An 18,077-nucleotide genomic window follows, 5' to 3' on the forward strand; every position below is an offset into this window, starting at 1 on the left:
ATTATTTATATCTGAAACATATTCCATTTGTTTTATCTATCCGGGACAGCCCCGGGGAAAACCAGACCAATGGTCTGTTTCCAGATAGTCATCAGGACGCTGTCCCTCCAACTGTCAGGCCACTCACCTTCAGCATGGGCTGCCCCACACCAACAGGCACACCCTGCCCGGCCTTGCCACATGTCCCTATGCCCGGGTCCAGCTCCATGGCGGGGCCGATCATGCTGATCTGCTCCATCACCGCTGCTCCACTGCCAATCAGCGTCGCCCCACGCACTGGTGCCGTAACCCGGCCATCTTCAATCAGATAGGCTTCCGAAGCAGCAAACACGAATTTGCCAGAGGTGATATCAACCTGCCCGCCACCAAAATTGCGGGCATACAGGCCCTTCTTCGTGGAGCGGATCATCTCCTCCTCCGAGGCCTGCCCCCCCGCCATGATGGTATTGGTCATGCGCGGCATCGGCGCATGGGCATAGGACTGACGGCGGCCATTCCCTGTTGGCGTTACTGATGTCAGGCGGGCATTCAGCCGGTCCTGCATGTATCCCTGCAATATCCCGTCTTCAATCAGCACGGTCCGGCTGGTGGGAGTTCCCTCATCATCCATGTTCAGGGAGCCACGCCGCTCCGGCAAGGTGCCGTCATCCAGAACAGTCACCCCCGGGGCAGCAATACGCTGGCCCACGCACCCGGAAAAAACGGACGTACCCTTGCGGTTGAAATCACCCTCAAGCCCGTGCCCGACAGCCTCATGCAACAGAATCCCGGGCCAGCCGGCCCCCAGCACAACCGGCATGTCCCCTGCCGGAGCCGCCACGGCCTCCAGCGTCACCAGGGCCTGCCGCAGGGCCTCTTGTGTCATGGCCTGCCAGCAGGACGGCTCCATAAGGCGGGACAGAGCATACCGCCCTCCCTGTCCGGCACGGCCACTCTCCCGCCGTCCGCCCTGTTCCACCACCACGGAAACATCGAGCCGGACCAGCGGACGGACATCCACCAGCGGCCCTGCCTGCCCCTCCTGAAGAAACGCAGGACGCATGATCCGCACGACCTGCCACTGCGTGTTGAGGGTCACATTCACCTGCACGACACGGTGGTCCAACCCTCGCCCATAGGCCTCAATCTCTCCCAGCAACGCCGCACGCTGTGAGAAATCCCCCCCCTCAAGCGGATGTGCTGCACCATAAAGAGAGGCCCGTCCATCTGCCGCCGCAGCCTCCTGCAGGCGGGAAGGGGCCTGCTGGTCCGGTCGGAGAGCCATGCGCTCTACACTGCCCAGCCCTTCGGCGGCACGCCGCAACGCCCCCATCCCCAGAAGATCCGAGTGGGCAAAGATGGTCTGGCTGCCCGTGACACCCCGCAGGCCAAACCCTGAAGAGCGGTTGAAACCAGCCGTCCGCAGCAGGCCATTTTCCAGCCCCAGCGTCTCTTCTTCCCGGTATTCCAGAAACAGCTCCCCGTCATCCATGCCAGCAAGACTGCTGGCAAGCTGACGGTTCACGTCATCAGGTGTCCATGGCAGGGTCTCATGAAAAAAAAGGGCGTCGGATATTTTTACAGGGGAAGGCGCAGACATGACCACCAGATGGATTTTCCATACGGCACAGATGCCGGGGATTATAAAAAACTGAGGCAGCACTGTCTCATAAAATGAAGTTTATGAGCAAGCACTCGACAGATGGCCAATTGTCCCCTAATCGTTTTGGTATCAGTCCAAAAATTGCGAGGCACGCAGCCATGGCGAAAAAAGCAGTTTCCTCTCCTTCCGCACAACGCCCTTCCCCTCAGAAAGCCGCCATCCAGCGCGTTTTTGAGCTGATCGAAGAGCACGGCATCGAGTTCGTTGATCTCCGCTTCACCGACACGAAGGGCAAATGGCAGCACACCACGCAGACGGTCCGCACCATTGAAGAGGACACCTTCACGGAAGGCTTCATGTTTGACGGCTCCTCCATCCAGGGGTGGAAGGCCATCAACGAGTCCGACATGGTCCTGCTGCCGGACCCGGAAACAGCCGTGGTCGACCCCTTCTCCGCCCGCCCGCAGCTCATCCTGATCTGCGACATCATCGACCCCAGAACGGGCGGCTATTACAATCGTGACCCCCGTGCGACAGCCAAACAGGCCGAAGCCTACCTGAAGAAGAGTGGCCTGGGTGATACGGCGTTCTTCGGCCCGGAAGCCGAGTTCTTCATTTTCGACAGTGTCCGCTTCGGCACGGGTGAGAATTACGGCACTTACCACCTCGACAGCATCGAAGGGCCGGAAGCTGCCCTGAAGGACTACCCGGAAGGCAACATGGGCCATCGCCCGGCCCGCAAGGGTGGGTATTTCCCTGTTCCGCCGGTGGACAGCGAACATGACCTGCGCGCCGAGATGCTGGCTACCATGGGCGAGATGGGTCTGCCGATCGAGAAGCATCACCATGAAGTGGCCCGCAGCCAGCACGAGCTGGGCACGGCCTTCGCCACACTGGTGAAGTCAGCCGACTTCATGCAGATCTACAAATACTGCGTGCACAATGTCGCCCATTCCTACGGCAAGACGGCCACCTTCATGCCGAAGCCCATCTATGGCGACAACGGCACCGGCATGCATGTACATCAGTCCGTCTGGAAGGACGGCAAGCCGCTCTTTGCTGGCAAGCGCTATGCTGACCTTTCCGATGAGGCCCTGTACTACATTGGCGGGATCATCAAACACGCCAAGGCACTGAATGCCTTCACCAATCCCTCCACCAACTCCTACAAGCGGCTGATTCCGGGGTTTGAAGCCCCTGTGCTGCTGGCTTATTCCTCCGCCAACCGCTCTGCATCCTGTCGTATCCCCTACGCTACAAGCCCGAAGGCAAAGCGTGTCGAGGTCCGCTTCCCCGACCCGACAGCCAACCCCTACCTTGCCTTCAGTGCCATGCTGATGGCTGGTCTGGACGGCATCCGCAACAAGATCCACCCGGGCGAAGCCATGGACAAGGACCTGTACGAGCTGCCGCAGGAAGAGCTGAACATGATTCCAACCGTCTGCGGCTCCCTGCGTGAAGCTCTGGAGGCCCTGAAGACCGATCATGCCTTCCTTCTGGAAGGTGATGTCTTCACCAAGGACCAGATCGAAAGCTACATCACGCTGAAGATGCAGGACGTATACCGCTTTGAGCACACACCGCATCCGGTTGAGTTTGAGATGTACTACTCCGTCTGAGCCACCCCGTTCTTCCTGCTCCTAGCCGGGGCAGGAAGGGCTGGACAGCGCACCATCGGGACAGACCGTCTGCCTTTCCATGAGGGGCAGGCGGTTTTTTTTTCATGATGGCCGCCCCATGAAAAAAGGGCCTGCCCCCTGAAGGAGCAGGCCCTTGCCTCATGCGGCTGGCAATGCCGGATCAGGCATTTTTCTTGGAAATGCCATTTTCGGCTACATCCCACAGCCAGGCAGCCCCACGCACACCAGAACTGTCACCATGACGGTTCTGCACGATCGGTGTCGTGCAAGGCGATGTAATTACATAACGGGGCAGCAGCTTGGGCACACGCTCGTAGATGCTGGGAAGATTGGACACGCCACCACCCAGCACGATCACATCAGGATCAAGGAAATTGACAGCCTGCGCACAGGCCCGGGCGAAACGGTCCATGTAGAGGTCCAACGCACGGATAGCGGCTTCATCCCCATTACGGGCCGCCTCTTCAATTCCGTTCGGGGAGCGGTTGCCTTCACCCTTCCATTCCGCAGCCAGTGCCGGGCCACAGAGATAGCGCTCCTGACAGCCCTCATTGCCACAGAAACACTTCCGCATGGGCATGTCTTCCGGCTTTGCCCACGGCAGAGGGATATGACCCCATTCACCGGCGATGTGATGATGACCGGAGAGCACCCGAGCATTGGCCACGATGCCACCGCCCATGCCTGTCCCGATGATCACGCCCAAAACGACGGAATAACCGGCACCAGCGCCATCAGCAGCTTCGGACAAAGCGAAGCAGTTGGCATCATTTTCAACACGCACGGGACGGCCAAGACTCTCCTCCACATCACGCTTGAAGGCATTGTTGTTCAGCCATGTAGCGTTGGAGTTGCGGACCAGGCCTGTCTCGGGGGACAGGGACCCGGGGATGCCGATGCCCAGAGTGGATGTCAGCTGAGTCCCCGTGATGCGATGGGCAGGCACACAGCCGATCTGGTCCTCAGCCTTCAGCACCAGGTCCCGGATGGCCTCGATGGCCTTGTCATAAACCCCGGGGTTGGGAATACGCTCGCGCAGCACTTCCTTGCCACTGCGGTCCAGAGCAAGAATTTCGATTTTCGTGCCGCCAAAATCAATTCCAAGACGATAATCAGCCATGTGATGATTCTCCCTTAATCCAGCTTACGATGCGGGATGCAGAGGCTGCTGTCGGATGACCTCCAGCTCGGCTCCATGCTCCTTGATGAAACCGGCCAGAGCGCCAAAATGCTTGCTGGCAAGGTGGGTTTCGAACCCGTCCTTGCTGGCCCAGATCTCGCTGACCATGAAACGCCCCTTCTTCTCAGCATCACGGGAAATTTCGTAACGCTGGCAGGCTTCTTCCTTCAGCGAATGACCAGCACAGACCTGCACGGCTTTCTCAAGCTGGGCGGCTTTCTCTTCAGCAATGGTGACCAGTGCCAGAATATGGATGCTCTCGCTCATTTCGACTCTCCCTGAGTTGCCCCGCCCAGCTGCCGATGGAACCACGCTGAGCAAAAAAAATGGCCGGAGGCAACACACATTCCTGTCAGTCCTCTCCCACTGTGGGAGAAGGCGGACAAGGCCTGCCTCAAGCCCTGCATGAATGCGAGCCTCACCAAAAAACAGGGCCGTGTAAAGCCCTGTTCACAAACTTTCACTCAGGTGTCTTCTGCTCAGCGGGCCGTCTGCGGGACGAAGGGCAAAGCCGTTACAGAAACCTTGTGGAGCTGCCTGTCCGCATCGGCGGCGTAAAGCACCGTACCCTCTGCTGCATGGGATGGTGTGACATACGCCATGGCAATCATGGCCCGCAGGGTCGGACTGAAACAGCCAGACGTAATGCGCCCGACCCGGTCTGTCCTTCCTTCATCCGAGAAGAGTTCCACACCGCCACCCAGCAGCACGTCCCCTTCAGGACGCAGACCAACGCGCTGGCGGTATACGCCATGTTCCATCTGCCCTTCGATCGTCCCGGCACCAGGGTACCCCCCCGCCCGTGCTCCGCCGGCCCGGCGACAGGCAGCTATGCTGCTGACCAGAGCGGCCTCCACCGGAGATGTGGTTTTGTCGATGTCCGCCCCATACAGACACAGCCCGGCTTCCATCCGCAGGCTGTTCCGTGTCTCCAGCCCGGCCGGAGCCACATCGGGATCGTCCAGCAGACGGCGGGCAAAGGCTTCAGCCTGACTGGCCTCCAGAGAAAGATCGAACCCTTCCATACCCGTATAACCGAAACGGGATACAATGAGGCTGCCACCCTCCCACTGCATGGCCAGACTGTCCCGATACCGCATCCCCATGATGGTCGTCTGGTCCAGCACACGGGCCAGAACCTCGGCCGACAGAGGGCCCTGAAGGGACAGCATGGCCCGGTCAAATTCCCGGATCAGCCTGCAATCATTGCCAATGGCATTTTCGAGATAATCAGCATTGTCTTCCCTGTTCTGGCCATTGAGTGTCAGGATGAACTCTTCTTCCTGACGGGAAATGGCCAGATCATCCCGGATGCCGCCCTGATCAGTCGTCAACAGGCCATAACGGACCCGGTTCTTCTCAAGCCCCATGATGTCCAGAGGCATCAGGGCTTCGAGCGCCTCAGCAACAACAGCGGCATTATCCTCTTTTGCACGGATACGGACCTGCCCCAGAAAGGAGATGTCAAACAGCCCCGCCTGCTTGCGGGTATGAAGATGCTCCACCTCCATGCCGAGAGGGTAATGCTCGGGCAGGGCATAGCCTGCATAGCATCCCATCGTGGCCTTCAGCTCTTCATGCAGCGCCTGAAGGGGGCTGGACTTCAATGTTTCATCCGTCATTCTGTTTTATCCTGTAAATACAGGGGAAGTTCACCACTCTGCCAGCTTCATCCCCGTCTGACAATCCGGGCCCGGGCAAGGCTTCACCACGTTCCCCACCTGGGGGAGCTGGTCATTCCCCCGCCTTCAGGCTGGCCAGTACATCCGACTTCATGCTCACGCTCTGTGCCTGTGTCGGGAAAGAGCCTTCCTCAACCTGCCGGACATAATGGGACAAGGCTCCAACCATCTGCTCTCCGATTTCAGCAAACCGATGGGCATGACGAGGGGATTTGCCTTCGAAAAGACCCAGCACGTCATGCCAGACCTGGACCTGCCCATCACAACCCGGCCCGGCTCCGATCCCGATGGTCGGAATGGTCAGGGTTCTGGAAACCAGCTCGGCCAGCTCGGCGGGAATGACCTCCAGCACAATACCGAAAGCTCCGGCCTCCTCCAGCGCACGGGCATCATCCAGAAGTTTACGGGCGGCCTCGACCTGCTTTGCCTGCGCCCGCAGGCCGATCTGATGCTGGGACTGCGGTGTCAGACCCAGATGCCCCATGACGGGCACACCCATTTCCGTCAGCCGACGCACGACCGGGACAATCTCCCGGCCGCCTTCCAGCTTCAGGGCCTGTCCACCACCCTCCTGCATCACACGGCGGGCTGCATCCACGGCATCCTGCTCGGTAGCATAGGAAAGGAAGGGCAGGTCGACCACAATAAGGGCTTTATGGCTGCCCTGGCGGACCATCCGTGCATGATAGATCATGTCCTCCACACGCACGGGCAGGGTCGTATCCCGCCCCTGCATGACCATGCCCAGAGAATCCCCCACCAGAATGACCGGCACGCCCGCCTGCTCGGCAATCAGGGCCGAAGCGTAATCATAGACCGTGAGCATGGCGATCCGCCGACCCTCATCCTTCATGGTCTGGAAGTCTGCGATTGTAGTCCGGCGCATGGTGGGGATCCTTCTCTATGGCCTCATGAACGAGGAAGGTTCTGGGCGATATAGGGGGGCAGGCTGAAAGAGGCAACATGCACCTCTGGCGTCCAGTACTGGCAGCCTTCCGCAATGCCCTGTGCACGACGGGCCAGCTCGACCACGTCCGGACGGTGCGGCGGAGCCCCCTTCTTGGCCATGCCCAGTGTCATGAACCCACCAACATAGGTTGGCACGGCAGCCAGATAGGCCGTGACATGCGGGAAGAATTTCGCACGACGGGCCGTTGTCTCCCGCAGCTCATCTGCCTGCTGGAACGGCACGCCACACTGATTGACGATGATCCCTTCATCCGAAAGGATGCGGGCGCAGTTCTCATAGAAATCATCCGTGAAAAGCACATCACCCACGCCGATCGGGTCCGTGCTGTCCACGATGATGACATCAAAGGCTGCATCACCAGATTTCTTGACGTAATCGATCCCGTCCCCAACGATGACCTCAGCCCTCGGGTCATTCCACGCATCCTTGCCAAACATCGGCAGGTGCTGCTTGGAGAGTTCGATCACGTCACCATCAATTTCCACCATGACGGCTTTCTCGACCGTCCTGTGCTGGAGAACACGACGCAGCACACCACCATCACCGGCCCCGATGATGAGAACACGTTTTGGGTTCGGATGCATGAAGAGCGGCACATGAGCCAGCATCTCCTGATAGATGAACTCATCCCGCTCAGTGATCTGCACGATACCGTCCAGCACCAGCACACGGCCATGGCTGCTGCTCTCGAAAATGCGGATGTCCTGAAACGGGGACTTCCTGTGGGCCAGTTCTTTCACAACCCTGAAACGCTGGCCCCAATCGGGATAGAGGGCCTCGTTGAACCAGGTCCCGGAAGACGTGCCAGATGTCATGGCGGCATCCTTTCTTCAATCAACGACGCCTGCCGCCCTCCATCACGGGGAGGCCGGCACAGACGCCGCTCCTTACCCCTGCTCCCCCTCCAGCATGGACGCTGGCCAGCGAACAGGAACACTCCATGGAATCCATTGGAAATTGAGGGAAAAACCCCCTGGCCTTTCCCTATCCGGCTTACCGGCCCGTATGCCGTGTCGAGCTGACACGTCCACGCCTGAAAGCATCAATCTCCACACGTCCTGCCTGAAACAGCTCCTGCATGACAGGGACGGACATGTTGGGATCGCACACACCGCACATGAAAATGTCGACAGCGGCGAAATGACGCTCGGGCCATGTATGGATGGAAATATGGCTTTCGGCCAGTACCAGCACACCAGATACACCGCCATTGGGTGTGAAATGGTGGAAATGACCATGCAGAATGGTCGCCCCGGCTGCCTCGGCAGCACGCCTCAGAGTGGCGTCGATCTGATCGGGGTCATCCAGATTTCTGGCATTCCAGAAATCGATGAGGAGATGGTTCCCTGCGTAGGTGATCCCATCACGCTTGATGAAAAAGTCCTTACAATCAGCGATTGTATCGATTGCCTCAGTATTCTGGATATCTCTCGGAAGGTCCGATTCCATCCCCAGTCGAGCAAGTGCGTCCATAACGTACCCCTGAACCAGCAGATTGCCGCATCCTCCCCCAATGAAGGAGCGGAAGGGTTGACCTCTAGGGGAATATAACCCTCAACGCAACTCTATTCTTTCTTTCTGAACAGAAAATGCCCAAATGAAGCCACAATAAAAAATGGGGAGGAAAATCCTCCCCATTCGTAAAGACCGGTCATCGAACCTCAGTTGCGGGTCTTGTCAACCAGCTTGTTCTTGGCGATCCACGGCATCATCTCACGCAGTTTTGCGCCAACCTGCTCAATCTGATGCTGTTCATCACGGGCACGGGACGCCTTGAAGCCCACATTACCGGACTGGTTCTCCAGAATGAAGTTGCGCACGAAGGTTCCATTCTGGATGTCCTTCAGCACCTCACGCATGGCCTCCTTGGCGGCCGGGGTCACAACGCGCGGCCCGCTGACATACTCACCATACTCCGCCGTATTGGAGATGGAGTAGTTGACGTTGGAAATGCCGCCCTCATACAGCAGGTCCACGATCAGCTTCATCTCATGCAGACACTCGAAATAGGCCATCTCCGGTGCGTAGCCTGCTTCCACCAGTGTCTCAAACCCGGCCTTGATCAGCTCGATCGTACCACCACACAGCACAGCCTGCTCACCAAACAGGTCTGTTTCCACTTCCTCACGGAAGCTGGTCTCAATCACGCCAGCACGGCCGCCGCCAACAGCGGAAGCGTAAGCCAGAGCTACATCCTTGGCCTGGCCGGAAGCATCCTGATGCACGGCCACCAGGCAGGGCACACCACCGCCACGCTGGTATTCAGAACGCACAGTGTGGCCAGGGCCCTTCGGAGCGATCAGGAACACGTCCATCTCGGGGCTCGGCTCGATCAGACGGAAATGGATGGCCAGACCATGAGCAAACACCAGAGCCGTGCCGGGCTTCAGGTTCGGGGCCAGCTGTTCCTTGTACAGGGCGGCCTGGCCTTCATCCGGTGTCAGGATCATCACGACATCAGCCCAGGCTGCGGCTTCGGCCGGGGTAACGACACGGAAACCCGCTGCCTCCGCCTTGGCCTTTGCCTTGGATTCCGGGCGCAGCGCCACAACGATATCCTTCACACCGCTGTCACGCAGGTTGTTGGCATGGGCATGACCCTGGCTGCCATACCCGATGATGGCGACCTTCTTTTCACAGATCAGATTGATGTCTGCATCACGATCATAATAAACACGCATGACTTTTTTCCTTCCTCACAACGGGTGCAGGCCCCTCAATCATCCTGCCCCAGATGGGGAGACACTCCCCGGACATGAAACACTCCATCCAGCCTTCCCGCCCCGGAACAGGAGCAGGATGACCGGCAAAACTTCATTCAGACGAGGCGTTTGCCTTCTTCTGTCAGCTCGGCCCCACCGAAAACACGCCCCGGCCCCAGAAGCATCTGGTCATGGCTGGCCCCGGACGGGATCATCGGGAAGCAGCATTCTTCCTGCTCCACATGCACATCCACCAGCACCGGTCCCTCATGGGTCAGCATGGTCTCGATGGCCTCATCCAGCCCGCCCAGCGTCTCGACCCGCAGACCACAGATGCCGAACGATTCCGCCAGCTTCACGAAATCCGGCAGGGCTGCACTGTAGGACTGGGAATAACGGGAATCATGCACCAGCTCCTGCCACTGCCGCACCATGCCCATATACTGGTTGTTCAGGATGAATATCTTCACCGGCAGGCGGTACTGGGCAATGGTTCCCAGCTCCTGAATATTCATCAGGGTGGATGCCTCGCCGGCAATATCAATCACCAGCCCGTCAGGGTGGGCGATCTGTGCCCCCACGGCAGCAGGCAGACCGTAACCCATCGTGCCCAGACCACCGGATGTCAGCCAGTGATTGGGCTCATCAAACCCGAAATGCTGGGCGGCCCACATCTGATGCTGCCCCACCTCGGTGGAAACGAAGCAGTCCCGCCCGCTGGCCTTCACCTGCTCATACAGGCGGCTGATGGCATATTGCGGCTTGATGGTGGCCGTGGCGGCCCTGTCCTGCTCGAACCCGAAACCGTCAACAGCCCGCCACTGGTCGATCTCCTGCCACCAGCCGGACAGGTCCGGGGCTGCACTGTCTCCCCAGCCTTCCAGAAGAGCGTGCAGCGTGGCCTTCAGATCCCCCTTCAGAGCCACATCAACCTTGATGATCTTGCCGAATTCCCGGGGATCAATGTCCGCCTGTATCTTGAAGGAATGGGGAGAGAACCCGTCAACACGGCCCGTCACCCGGTCATCAAACCGGGCACCCAAGGCGACCAGCACGTCGCAGTCATGGGCCGCCATGTTGGCTTCCACGGCACCATGCATGCCCAGCATCCCCAGAAAATGATCACTGGAAGACGGATAGGCACCCAACCCCATCAGGGTGGATGTCACGGGGAAACCGGTCTTCTCTGCCAGCTGGCGCAGCAGCTTTGCCGCCTCCGGCCCGGCATTGATGACACCACCACCAACATAAAGCAGAGGCTTGCGGGCCTTCTTCATGGCCTCGACGGCCTGGCTGACCGCCTGAGCATCCAGAGCCGGAGCCGCCTTTTCCTCTACCACTTCCGCTGGACGGGGCGGCAGGGGTGCTTCGGACACCGTGATGTTCTTGGGCAGGTCCACCAGAACCGGACCGGGACGGCCGGAACGGGCCAGAGCGAAAGCTTCCCGAATGGTTGGGGCCAGAGCCTCGGCCTCCCGCACCTGAACACTCTTCTTGGTCGCAGGCCGGGTGATGCCCACCATGTCCGCTTCCTGAAACGCATCCTTGCCGATCAGCGGCACGGGCACCTGTCCGGCCAGACAGACCAGCGGGATGGAATCCATCTTCGCATCCATCAGGCCGGTCACGGCATTGGTCGCACCAGGGCCGGATGTCACCAGCACCACACCGACCTTGCCGGTGGAACGGGCATAGGCCTCGGCCGCATGGGTTGCCGCCTGCTCGTGCCGGACCAGAATGTGCCGGATCTTCTTCTGTTTGAAGAGAGCATCGTAAATGGGAAGGACCGCACCGCCGGGATACCCGAAAATGACATCCACGCCTTCTTCCTCAAGAACACGCAGAATGACTTCAGCACCTGTTGCCATCATGGGAGCTGTCTCGCTGGCAGGCATGGCGTCTGTCCTTTCGCCGTTTAACGCAACGCTTCTGCTCTATCGTTCCGGAGCGGGTCCGTCAATTCTGGATGATATAAAATATTCAATTTCACGCATTTTTTTACTCGAAAAGAACTCTCTTCCACTGGTTCTTTGAAATATTATTTCGCCATCTCCCTCCCGGCTCAGCCTGTGGTGCCGGAACCATGTAGCCTGCCGACGGGTATAGCGGCCAATGGCACGGGTAGCAGCCAGCCGGGCATCCTCCAGGCTGCACTGCCCCTCCAGCACCTGTCCCAGCTCCGGCACACCATGGGCACGCATGGCGGGCAGGCTGGCGGGCAGATTCTGCTCCCGCAAGGCCGCCACCTCATCCAGCGCACCAGCAGCCACCATGTCATCAAAACGCCGGACAATGGAAACCCGCAGCTCGTCCCGGGGGGGATCAAGCTGAAGTGAGATGAAACGGCAGGGTGCCGCTGGCAGTGCCCTATCCTCCTGCCATGAGGCCAGCCCTCGCCCGGTTCCTGCCAGAACCTCCCAGGCCCGGCTGATACGCTGGGAATCCTGTGGATGAAGACGGGAGGCTGTCTGCGGATCAGCCTGCATCAACTTTTCGTGCAGGGCCTCCGGGCCAATCGCCTCCAGCAGGGTCCGGGCCTCCTGCCGGGCTGCTTCTCCGGGGTCGGGGACCTCCACGAGGCCATCCGTCAGGGCACGGAGATACATGCCCGTGCCACCACAGAGGATGGGCAGCCGCCCGGCGCTACGGCAGGCGGCGATTTCTGCCAGGGCCTGCTCCCGCCACCAGGCCACACTGCCGGGTGTGGCTGCGGGCAATACCCCATAAAGACGATGGGGAATGGCTGCTTCCTCTTCCTCCCCGGGGCGGGCAGTGAGGATGCGCAGCTCCCTGTAAACCTGCATGGAATCTGCATTGATGACCGTACCACAATACAGGTCTGCCAAATGAAAGGCCAAAGCCGACTTGCCCGAACAGGTCGGTCCCGCCACAATGAGGGCGTTTTCAGAAGAGTTCATACACCTATCCTGCCATATCTTCTGATCTTTTAGCGAGAGATGTCATGTCCCTTCCCTGTGTTCTGACTCTTGTTGCCAATCGCCGCCATGGGACCCTTCCCAAAGAGGCGATCGACATTGCCCGCAATCTTGTCAAAGGTGAGCCGCCGGTCGTTCTGTCCGAAGGCGAGGCCGTTGACATTTTCTGCCCGACACCCGGGCCCGGCGATGCCACGCCTGCAACAATCCGTGCCGCCCTGGCTCCCTACAAGGTTGATGCCATTCTCACCAAGACCCGTGGCCGCCGCAAAGCCGTGCTGGTGTCCGACATGGACAGCACCATCTTCGATGGCGAAACGCTGGATGATCTGGCCAAGGCAACAGGCACGGGCGACTATGTAGCCGAAATCACCAAGCGTGCCATGAATGGCGAGATGGAGTTTGATGAATCCCTCCGCAAGCGCACCATCGGCCTGAAGGGCCATCCTGAATCCCTGCTGAAGGATGTTCTGGAACATCTGCCTTTCACTGATGGTATCAGGGAGCTGGTGCAGACCATGAAGGCCAATGGCGCACGCACGGCCCTCATCTCCGGTGGGTTCGACTGGTTCACCGAGCGGGCTGCCAGGAAGCTCGGCTTTGATGAACATTACGGCAACCAGCTTGAGATCAGGGACGGCATCATCACCGGCCAGCTGATCGGCAAAATCCTCGGCCCGGATGCCAAGAAAGAACATCTGGAGACCATCTGTGCCGAGCGGGGCGTCAAGCTCTCTGCCAGCCTGACAACAGGTGATGGTGCCAACGACATCCCCATGCTCAAGGCAGCAGGTCTTGGCATTGCCTATCACGCCAAGCCGAATGTCCGGCAGGTGATTGAACAGCAGGTCAACTTTACCGGGATGCGGACGCACCTCTTTGCGCAGGGCTACACGGCTGCCGATATCGTGACCGACTGACATATCCTCCCATTGTCCCCGTGTCTTCGGCCTCGGGCCAATGACACGGGCATGGCCTGCCGCCCTCAAAAGCGGCGGGCTTTTTTTGTCCCCTGTTTTTTGGCCCGGATATGCCCACCAAGACGCTCCAGCGTTTCTTTCAAGCCGGCATCCTCGATACCATTTACGGAAACTGGCGCCGCATCCTTCCATTTCTTCTGGGGCCTGTGGGACGGTTTACGCTGGACAGGCCGATCCTGTAACAGCTTGATCTGTTTCAGCGCTTCATCTCCATAAAGACCACAGGCTGTATTGATGTTGGCCAGAAGACGGGGCGCTGCGTACTGCATCTCCACCGCTGCCGGACCACAGCAGCGTATGGTCAACACGCCGGGCCGCAGGCGGCAGGGTTCGCTCACCTCCGCCAGCGCTGGACCGACCAGCGTCTCCCACTCCATGAGCAGACGCACGAACAGCGGTGATTTCTTGCGGAAAATGGGTTTTGTCAGGGGGGGCAGCAGGGCCCCGATCATCCGGCCCTTGCCTCGACGGTAATCGCTCCAGCCCTTGCCATCCGCTTTCCGGTCCTGCCCCGATGCTGATGAACGGGCAGTTTTTTTCATTCCTGTTTCATCTGCCATCCGACCCATCCCAATATGCTGCGTACGGACTCTCCATACCATCATCACGGGAGCAGACGGAAACGTTTCAGCAAGGCCAGCCCTTGCCCCGATGCTGTTTCTTCGTCATAGACACCGGCGTGACACCTGATGCTTCCCTCCTTCTCCATTGGTATGACCATCATCGCCGTACCCTGCCCTGGCGTGCCGCACCTGGCCAGCAGGCAGACCCGTACCATGTCTGGCTGAGCGAGATCATGCTCCAGCAGACAGTCGTGCAGACGGTCATTCCCTATTACCAGCGGTTTCTGGCCCGCTTTCCGACAGTTGATGCTCTGGCGGAAGCGCCGCAGGAAGAGGTGCTCCAGCTCTGGGCCGGGCTGGGCTATTACGCACGGGCACGAAATCTTCATGCCTGTGCTCAGGCCGTTCATAAGCTGGGAGCCTTTCCCCGTACGGTCGAAGGATTGCAGACACTCCCCGGAATCGGGGCCTATACATCCCGGGCCATTGCCGCCATTGCCTTCAATATTCCGACCGTTCCGGTTGATGGCAATGTGGAGCGCATCACGGCCCGCCTCAATGCCGTGGAAGACCCGCTGCCCGCTGCCCGCCCCCTGCTGGCCCGTCTTGCCAGCCATCTGAATGACGATCCGGCAGCACAGGCCCGCCCTTCCGATTTTGCTCAGGCCCTGTTCGACCTTGGGGCGAGCCTCTGCTCGCCCCGCTCACCCTCCTGTCTGACGTGCCCATGGCGGGACGATTGCCTCGCCCGAGCCCGCAACATGGCTGAAGCTCTCCCTGCCCGACAGAAGAAGAAAGCCCGCCCGACCCGTCATGCCATTCTTTTCCGTGTCATCGATCCGGAAGGCCGTGTCCTGCTCCGCTCACGACCGCCGGAAGGTCTGCTGGGAGGAACGGACGACCTTCCCGGCACACCATGGTCCGAAAGCCAAAGCACGCCTTCGCCTGCCCGGCTGGCCGAAACGGCCTTTACCCGCTACGCCCCCTTGCAGGCACAGTGGGAAGATTGTGGAGAGGTCAAACACATCTTCAGCCATTTTACGCTGCTTGTCCGCATCTATGGCTGCACGATACCAGCACAGAGCAATTATCCGATTCCTCCGAAGCATGGCCGGTTCCGCTTCCTGAAGGAGGCAGTTCTCTCCAGCGTGATGAAGAAATGCCTGCTGGTTGGCGACCGGCACAGGCCTGTCCCGGGCTGATCATGTTTCACATGAAACACTGAAAACAGACATGGGGGCCGCAACCCGGCCCCCATGTCCGTCTCTTCTGTGCGTGAATAAAGACTTTCGGAAAAACTCAGGCCAGCTTCCTGACCAGTCCGGCCACATGCCTGCCAAGGAAACGGGCCCCCTCCAGGTCTGTCTCGCTCGGCTGGCGGGAGCCGTCACCATTGGCAATGGTTGTGGCCCCATAAGGAGCGCCACCTACGATCTCGTCATTACGCATCTGCCCCTGGAAACTGTAGGGCAGACCGCTGATGACCATGCCATGATGCAGCAGGTTGGACATCAGGGAATAGAGTGTCGTTTCCTGCCCACCATGCTGGGTTGCCGTGGAGGTGAAGACAGCCCCCACCTTGCCGATCAGCTCCCCTTTGGCCCAGAGACCACCGGTCTGATCCCAGAAATTGGCCATCTGTGCCGGCAGACGCCCGAAACGGGTCGGAGCCCCGATGATGATACCATCATACTCGACCAGCTCAGCCGGCGTTGCAACAGGTGCGTCCTGTTCCAGCTTGAAGTGATGCGCTCTGGCAGCCTCCTCCGGCACCAGCTCTGGCACACGCTTCACAACGGCCTCTACGCCCGTTGCACGTACACCTTCGGCAATGCTGTGGGCCATGGTCTCCACGTGACCGTAAGATGAATAATAAAGCACGAGCACTTTTGACATGACGATACATCCTTGATCTGTCGGTCTTTCCCGCTACCGGGAACACTGAAACCTTCACAAGAGGTAACGCCACCTTTCCAGACTGGATATAGAAAATCGGGAAAGGATGCTTTTCGGATTTCATCAGTCCGCTTTCAGTCGGACAGCCGCCATGGCGGTGTGCTGAACTGGCGGATGAGATGCTCCATGAGCAGGCTCACCCTCTGAGGCCGCAGCTTTGTGGCGGATGTGACGAGATAAAGGGCAATGTCGTCCGCCCTCCAGCCCGGCATCATTTCCTGCAACCGGCCCTCCTGCATGGCTTCACTCACCATGAAATCCGGCATCAGTCCGAAGCCAAGCCCGGCCTCCAGCGCTGGCAGGAATCCTTCCGCATTGTCGGACTGGAGTCGTGCCGTCTGGGACAATGTATGGACTGCCCCTGTCGCTTTTTCCATCAGCCGGATGGCCCCGCATGATGACCCGTTGACATAGACAAAGCTCTTCCTCCCCTCCAGTTCCCGCGGATGGGCAGGCTCACCCTGCTGGGCCAGATAGTCCGGGGAGGCCACAAGCAGGCGTCGTACCGTACATACCCTGCGGGCCCTGAGCGCCGAATCCTCCAGAGCCGCAATGCGGATCGCCACATCATAACCTTCTGAAACGAGATCCACGAAACTGTCCGTAAACGTGATGGCAATATCAATCTCCGGGTAGGCCCTCAGGAAAGATGGCAGAGCTGCGGAAACATACCGAAGCCCGAAGGTAGTTGGAGCCGTCATCCGGATCAGACCGGAAGGACGGATACGGCCACCCCGCACCTCATTCTCTGCCGCTTCCGCCTCCATGAACATGCGATTGGCCCGCTCCAGCGCAAGCTGCCCTGTCTGTGTAAGGGACATATGCCGGGAATTGCGGCTGAACAGGGCGACACCAAGAGACTGCTCCAACCGACTGATCGCTTTTGAGACAGTGGGGGGTGAAAGATGAAGTTCCCTGGCAGCCTGCGAGAAAGACCCATGCTCGGCCACCCTGGAAAAAATGGCCCACGCCTCGAAATCCGGCAATTTCATAATTCCGTCCCCTCCTGCCAGCCTCTGGCTGCTGACAGGTCATGATGCAAAATATGGAAAGAATGTCTTTCTTTCATGCCTGTGTGATCCGCTCTCTTCACGCCTTACATGGTGGGTGAGCTGAACCAGCAAGGAATGACACCATGATTGATATTCGCCCCTTTGACCAGCTCGGCCATGCCTCACATGGGTGGCTGGATGCCCGGCACCATTTCTCTTTCGCCCATTATCTGGATCATGACCGCATGGGCTGGGGGCGCCTGCGTGTCTGGAATGATGATACCATCGCCCCCGGCACCGGGTTTGACACCCATCCCCACCGGGACATGGAGATCATCACCTATGTCCGCCAGGGCGCCATCACGCACCGGGACAGTCTCGGCAACACGGGGCGGACCGAGGCTGGAGATGTGCAGGTCATGTCCGCTGGAACGGGCATTTTCCACAGCGAATACAATAATGAACCCATCCCCACACAGATATTCCAGATATGGATCATCCCGACAGACAAAGGGCACGGACCATCCTGGGCGACACGGCGTTTCCCCAAAGGAGAGCAGACAGGCCAGTTCACCGTTCTGGCGTCTGGTCATGCCGATGACAAAGATGCCCTGCCCATCCATACTGATGCCCGTGTTCTGGGGCTTTCCCTCCAGAAAGGACAGCAGGCCAGTTACGCCTTCATACCTGGCCGACTGGGTTATCTTGTTCCTGCAAAAGGCACCCTGCTGCTGAATGGGCAGACCATCACGGCACGCAGTGGAGCGGCCATTGCAGGGGAAGACACCATCACGCTTGAAGCGCTGGAAGATTCGGAAATCATTCTGGTAGATACGACATCATGATCTGACAGCTCCCTGCCCGGAAAGAAGGATGTTCCATCTGGCATGTTTC

Annotated in this window: 17 protein-coding genes; 4 read left to right on the top strand and 13 right to left on the bottom strand. The window is 59.2% G+C overall.

Annotation, left to right across the window (positions count from 1 at the left end; all coding sequences use genetic code 11):
• Positions 1-91: 91 nt before the first annotated feature.
• Positions 92-1,579, bottom strand: a complete 1,488-nt coding sequence (gene tldD / locus CPA54_RS06810; RefSeq protein ID WP_249085912.1) for a metalloprotease TldD — start codon at positions 1,577-1,579, stop codon at positions 92-94.
• A 161-nt stretch (positions 1,580-1,740) separates the two neighbouring features.
• Here tldD and glnA point away from each other — a divergent pair, with 161 nt between their 5' ends.
• Positions 1,741-3,201: a type I glutamate--ammonia ligase gene (glnA, locus tag CPA54_RS06815; RefSeq protein ID WP_043559209.1), complete on the top strand. Its 1,461-nt coding sequence runs from the start codon at positions 1,741-1,743 to the stop codon at positions 3,199-3,201.
• 181 nt (positions 3,202-3,382) lie between these two features.
• On the opposite strand, the gene CPA54_RS06820 is transcribed toward glnA, so the two are convergent.
• From CPA54_RS06820 to miaA, 9 genes are all read right to left on the bottom strand, one after another.
• Complete coding sequence (locus CPA54_RS06820) at positions 3,383-4,342, bottom strand: ROK family protein (RefSeq protein WP_052348982.1); 960 nt, start codon at positions 4,340-4,342, stop codon at positions 3,383-3,385.
• Between the two features lie 24 nt (positions 4,343-4,366).
• On the bottom strand, positions 4,367-4,669 hold the full coding sequence (locus tag CPA54_RS06825) for a putative quinol monooxygenase (RefSeq protein ID WP_043559206.1): 303 nt from the start codon (positions 4,667-4,669) through the stop codon (positions 4,367-4,369).
• A 212-nt stretch (positions 4,670-4,881) separates the two neighbouring features.
• A complete protein-coding gene (locus CPA54_RS06830; RefSeq protein WP_249085914.1) occupies positions 4,882-6,024 on the bottom strand; it encodes a glycine cleavage T C-terminal barrel domain-containing protein in 1,143 nt (380 codons plus the stop codon).
• A 112-nt stretch (positions 6,025-6,136) separates the two neighbouring features.
• Entirely contained in the window at positions 6,137-6,970 is an 834-nt protein-coding gene (gene panB, locus CPA54_RS06835; RefSeq protein WP_249085915.1) for a 3-methyl-2-oxobutanoate hydroxymethyltransferase, read from the bottom strand.
• A 23-nt stretch (positions 6,971-6,993) separates the two neighbouring features.
• Positions 6,994-7,869, bottom strand: a complete 876-nt coding sequence (gene speE / locus CPA54_RS06840) for a polyamine aminopropyltransferase (protein ID WP_086441839.1) — start codon at positions 7,867-7,869, stop codon at positions 6,994-6,996.
• A gap of 178 nt (positions 7,870-8,047) precedes the next feature.
• Positions 8,048-8,527, bottom strand: coding sequence for an adenosylmethionine decarboxylase (gene speD, locus CPA54_RS06845; protein WP_043559194.1), 480 nt, complete (start codon positions 8,525-8,527; stop codon positions 8,048-8,050).
• 188 nt (positions 8,528-8,715) lie between these two features.
• The gene (ilvC, locus tag CPA54_RS06850) at positions 8,716-9,735 is read right to left on the bottom strand and encodes a ketol-acid reductoisomerase (protein ID WP_043559191.1); all 1,020 of its coding nucleotides are present in this window, start codon (positions 9,733-9,735) and stop codon (positions 8,716-8,718) included.
• 137 nt (positions 9,736-9,872) lie between these two features.
• Positions 9,873-11,651: a biosynthetic-type acetolactate synthase large subunit gene (gene ilvB / locus CPA54_RS06855; RefSeq protein WP_249085917.1), complete on the bottom strand. Its 1,779-nt coding sequence runs from the start codon at positions 11,649-11,651 to the stop codon at positions 9,873-9,875.
• A gap of 39 nt (positions 11,652-11,690) precedes the next feature.
• Positions 11,691-12,674, bottom strand: coding sequence for a tRNA (adenosine(37)-N6)-dimethylallyltransferase MiaA (gene miaA, locus CPA54_RS06860; RefSeq protein WP_249085919.1), 984 nt, complete (start codon positions 12,672-12,674; stop codon positions 11,691-11,693).
• A gap of 44 nt (positions 12,675-12,718) precedes the next feature.
• Here miaA and serB point away from each other — a divergent pair, with 44 nt between their 5' ends.
• Complete coding sequence (gene serB / locus CPA54_RS06865) at positions 12,719-13,612, top strand: phosphoserine phosphatase SerB (RefSeq protein WP_043559182.1); 894 nt, start codon at positions 12,719-12,721, stop codon at positions 13,610-13,612.
• A 65-nt stretch (positions 13,613-13,677) separates the two neighbouring features.
• Here serB and CPA54_RS06870 read toward each other — a convergent pair whose 3' ends face one another.
• A complete protein-coding gene (locus CPA54_RS06870; RefSeq protein ID WP_249085921.1) occupies positions 13,678-14,214 on the bottom strand; it encodes a DciA family protein in 537 nt (178 codons plus the stop codon).
• 137 nt (positions 14,215-14,351) lie between these two features.
• Between CPA54_RS06870 and CPA54_RS06875 the strand changes: the two genes are divergently transcribed.
• Complete coding sequence (locus tag CPA54_RS06875) at positions 14,352-15,437, top strand: A/G-specific adenine glycosylase (RefSeq protein WP_081563333.1); 1,086 nt, start codon at positions 14,352-14,354, stop codon at positions 15,435-15,437.
• Between the two features lie 97 nt (positions 15,438-15,534).
• Here the strand turns inward: CPA54_RS06875 and wrbA are convergent, their stop codons facing one another.
• Both wrbA and CPA54_RS06885 read right to left on the bottom strand, forming a co-directional pair.
• Entirely contained in the window at positions 15,535-16,131 is a 597-nt protein-coding gene (wrbA, locus tag CPA54_RS06880; RefSeq protein WP_154981079.1) for an NAD(P)H:quinone oxidoreductase, read from the bottom strand.
• A gap of 134 nt (positions 16,132-16,265) precedes the next feature.
• On the bottom strand, positions 16,266-17,183 hold the full coding sequence (locus CPA54_RS06885) for a LysR family transcriptional regulator (protein ID WP_249085923.1): 918 nt from the start codon (positions 17,181-17,183) through the stop codon (positions 16,266-16,268).
• Positions 17,184-17,326: 143 nt separating this feature from the next.
• On the opposite strand from CPA54_RS06885, the gene CPA54_RS06890 reads away from it, so the two are divergent.
• Entirely contained in the window at positions 17,327-18,028 is a 702-nt protein-coding gene (locus tag CPA54_RS06890; RefSeq protein ID WP_192848669.1) for a pirin family protein, read from the top strand.
• The last annotated feature ends 49 nt before the right edge of the window (positions 18,029-18,077 follow it).

Origin of the sequence: Parasaccharibacter sp. TMW2.1890, from assembly GCF_023337645.1 — a bacterium.
GTDB classification, from domain to species: Bacteria; Pseudomonadota; Alphaproteobacteria; order Acetobacterales; family Acetobacteraceae; genus Bombella; species Bombella apis.

What these genes read in the sequence shown, in the direction of transcription:
- CPA54_RS06825 (WP_043559206.1), bottom strand. Translation starts at nt 4,669, where the DNA reads ATGAGCGAGAGCATCCATATTCTGGCACTGGTCACCATTGCTGAAGAG.
- CPA54_RS06885 (WP_249085923.1), bottom strand. Translation starts at nt 17,183, where the DNA reads ATGAAATTGCCGGATTTCGAGGCGTGGGCCATTTTTTCCAGGGTGGCC.
- ilvC (WP_043559191.1), bottom strand. Translation starts at nt 9,735, where the DNA reads ATGCGTGTTTATTATGATCGTGATGCAGACATCAATCTGATCTGTGAA.
- glnA (WP_043559209.1), top strand. Translation starts at nt 1,741, where the DNA reads ATGGCGAAAAAAGCAGTTTCCTCTCCTTCCGCACAACGCCCTTCCCCT.
- speD (WP_043559194.1), bottom strand. Translation starts at nt 8,527, where the DNA reads ATGGACGCACTTGCTCGACTGGGGATGGAATCGGACCTTCCGAGAGAT.
- serB (WP_043559182.1), top strand. Translation starts at nt 12,719, where the DNA reads ATGTCCCTTCCCTGTGTTCTGACTCTTGTTGCCAATCGCCGCCATGGG.
- CPA54_RS06870 (WP_249085921.1), bottom strand. Translation starts at nt 14,214, where the DNA reads ATGAAAAAAACTGCCCGTTCATCAGCATCGGGGCAGGACCGGAAAGCG.
- CPA54_RS06890 (WP_192848669.1), top strand. Translation starts at nt 17,327, where the DNA reads ATGATTGATATTCGCCCCTTTGACCAGCTCGGCCATGCCTCACATGGG.
- ilvB (WP_249085917.1), bottom strand. Translation starts at nt 11,651, where the DNA reads ATGCCTGCCAGCGAGACAGCTCCCATGATGGCAACAGGTGCTGAAGTC.
- CPA54_RS06830 (WP_249085914.1), bottom strand. Translation starts at nt 6,024, where the DNA reads ATGACGGATGAAACATTGAAGTCCAGCCCCCTTCAGGCGCTGCATGAA.
- wrbA (WP_154981079.1), bottom strand. Translation starts at nt 16,131, where the DNA reads ATGTCAAAAGTGCTCGTGCTTTATTATTCATCTTACGGTCACGTGGAG.
- panB (WP_249085915.1), bottom strand. Translation starts at nt 6,970, where the DNA reads ATGCGCCGGACTACAATCGCAGACTTCCAGACCATGAAGGATGAGGGT.
- speE (WP_086441839.1), bottom strand. Translation starts at nt 7,869, where the DNA reads ATGACATCTGGCACGTCTTCCGGGACCTGGTTCAACGAGGCCCTCTAT.
- tldD (WP_249085912.1), bottom strand. Translation starts at nt 1,579, where the DNA reads ATGTCTGCGCCTTCCCCTGTAAAAATATCCGACGCCCTTTTTTTTCAT.
- miaA (WP_249085919.1), bottom strand. Translation starts at nt 12,674, where the DNA reads ATGAACTCTTCTGAAAACGCCCTCATTGTGGCGGGACCGACCTGTTCG.
- CPA54_RS06820 (WP_052348982.1), bottom strand. Translation starts at nt 4,342, where the DNA reads ATGGCTGATTATCGTCTTGGAATTGATTTTGGCGGCACGAAAATCGAA.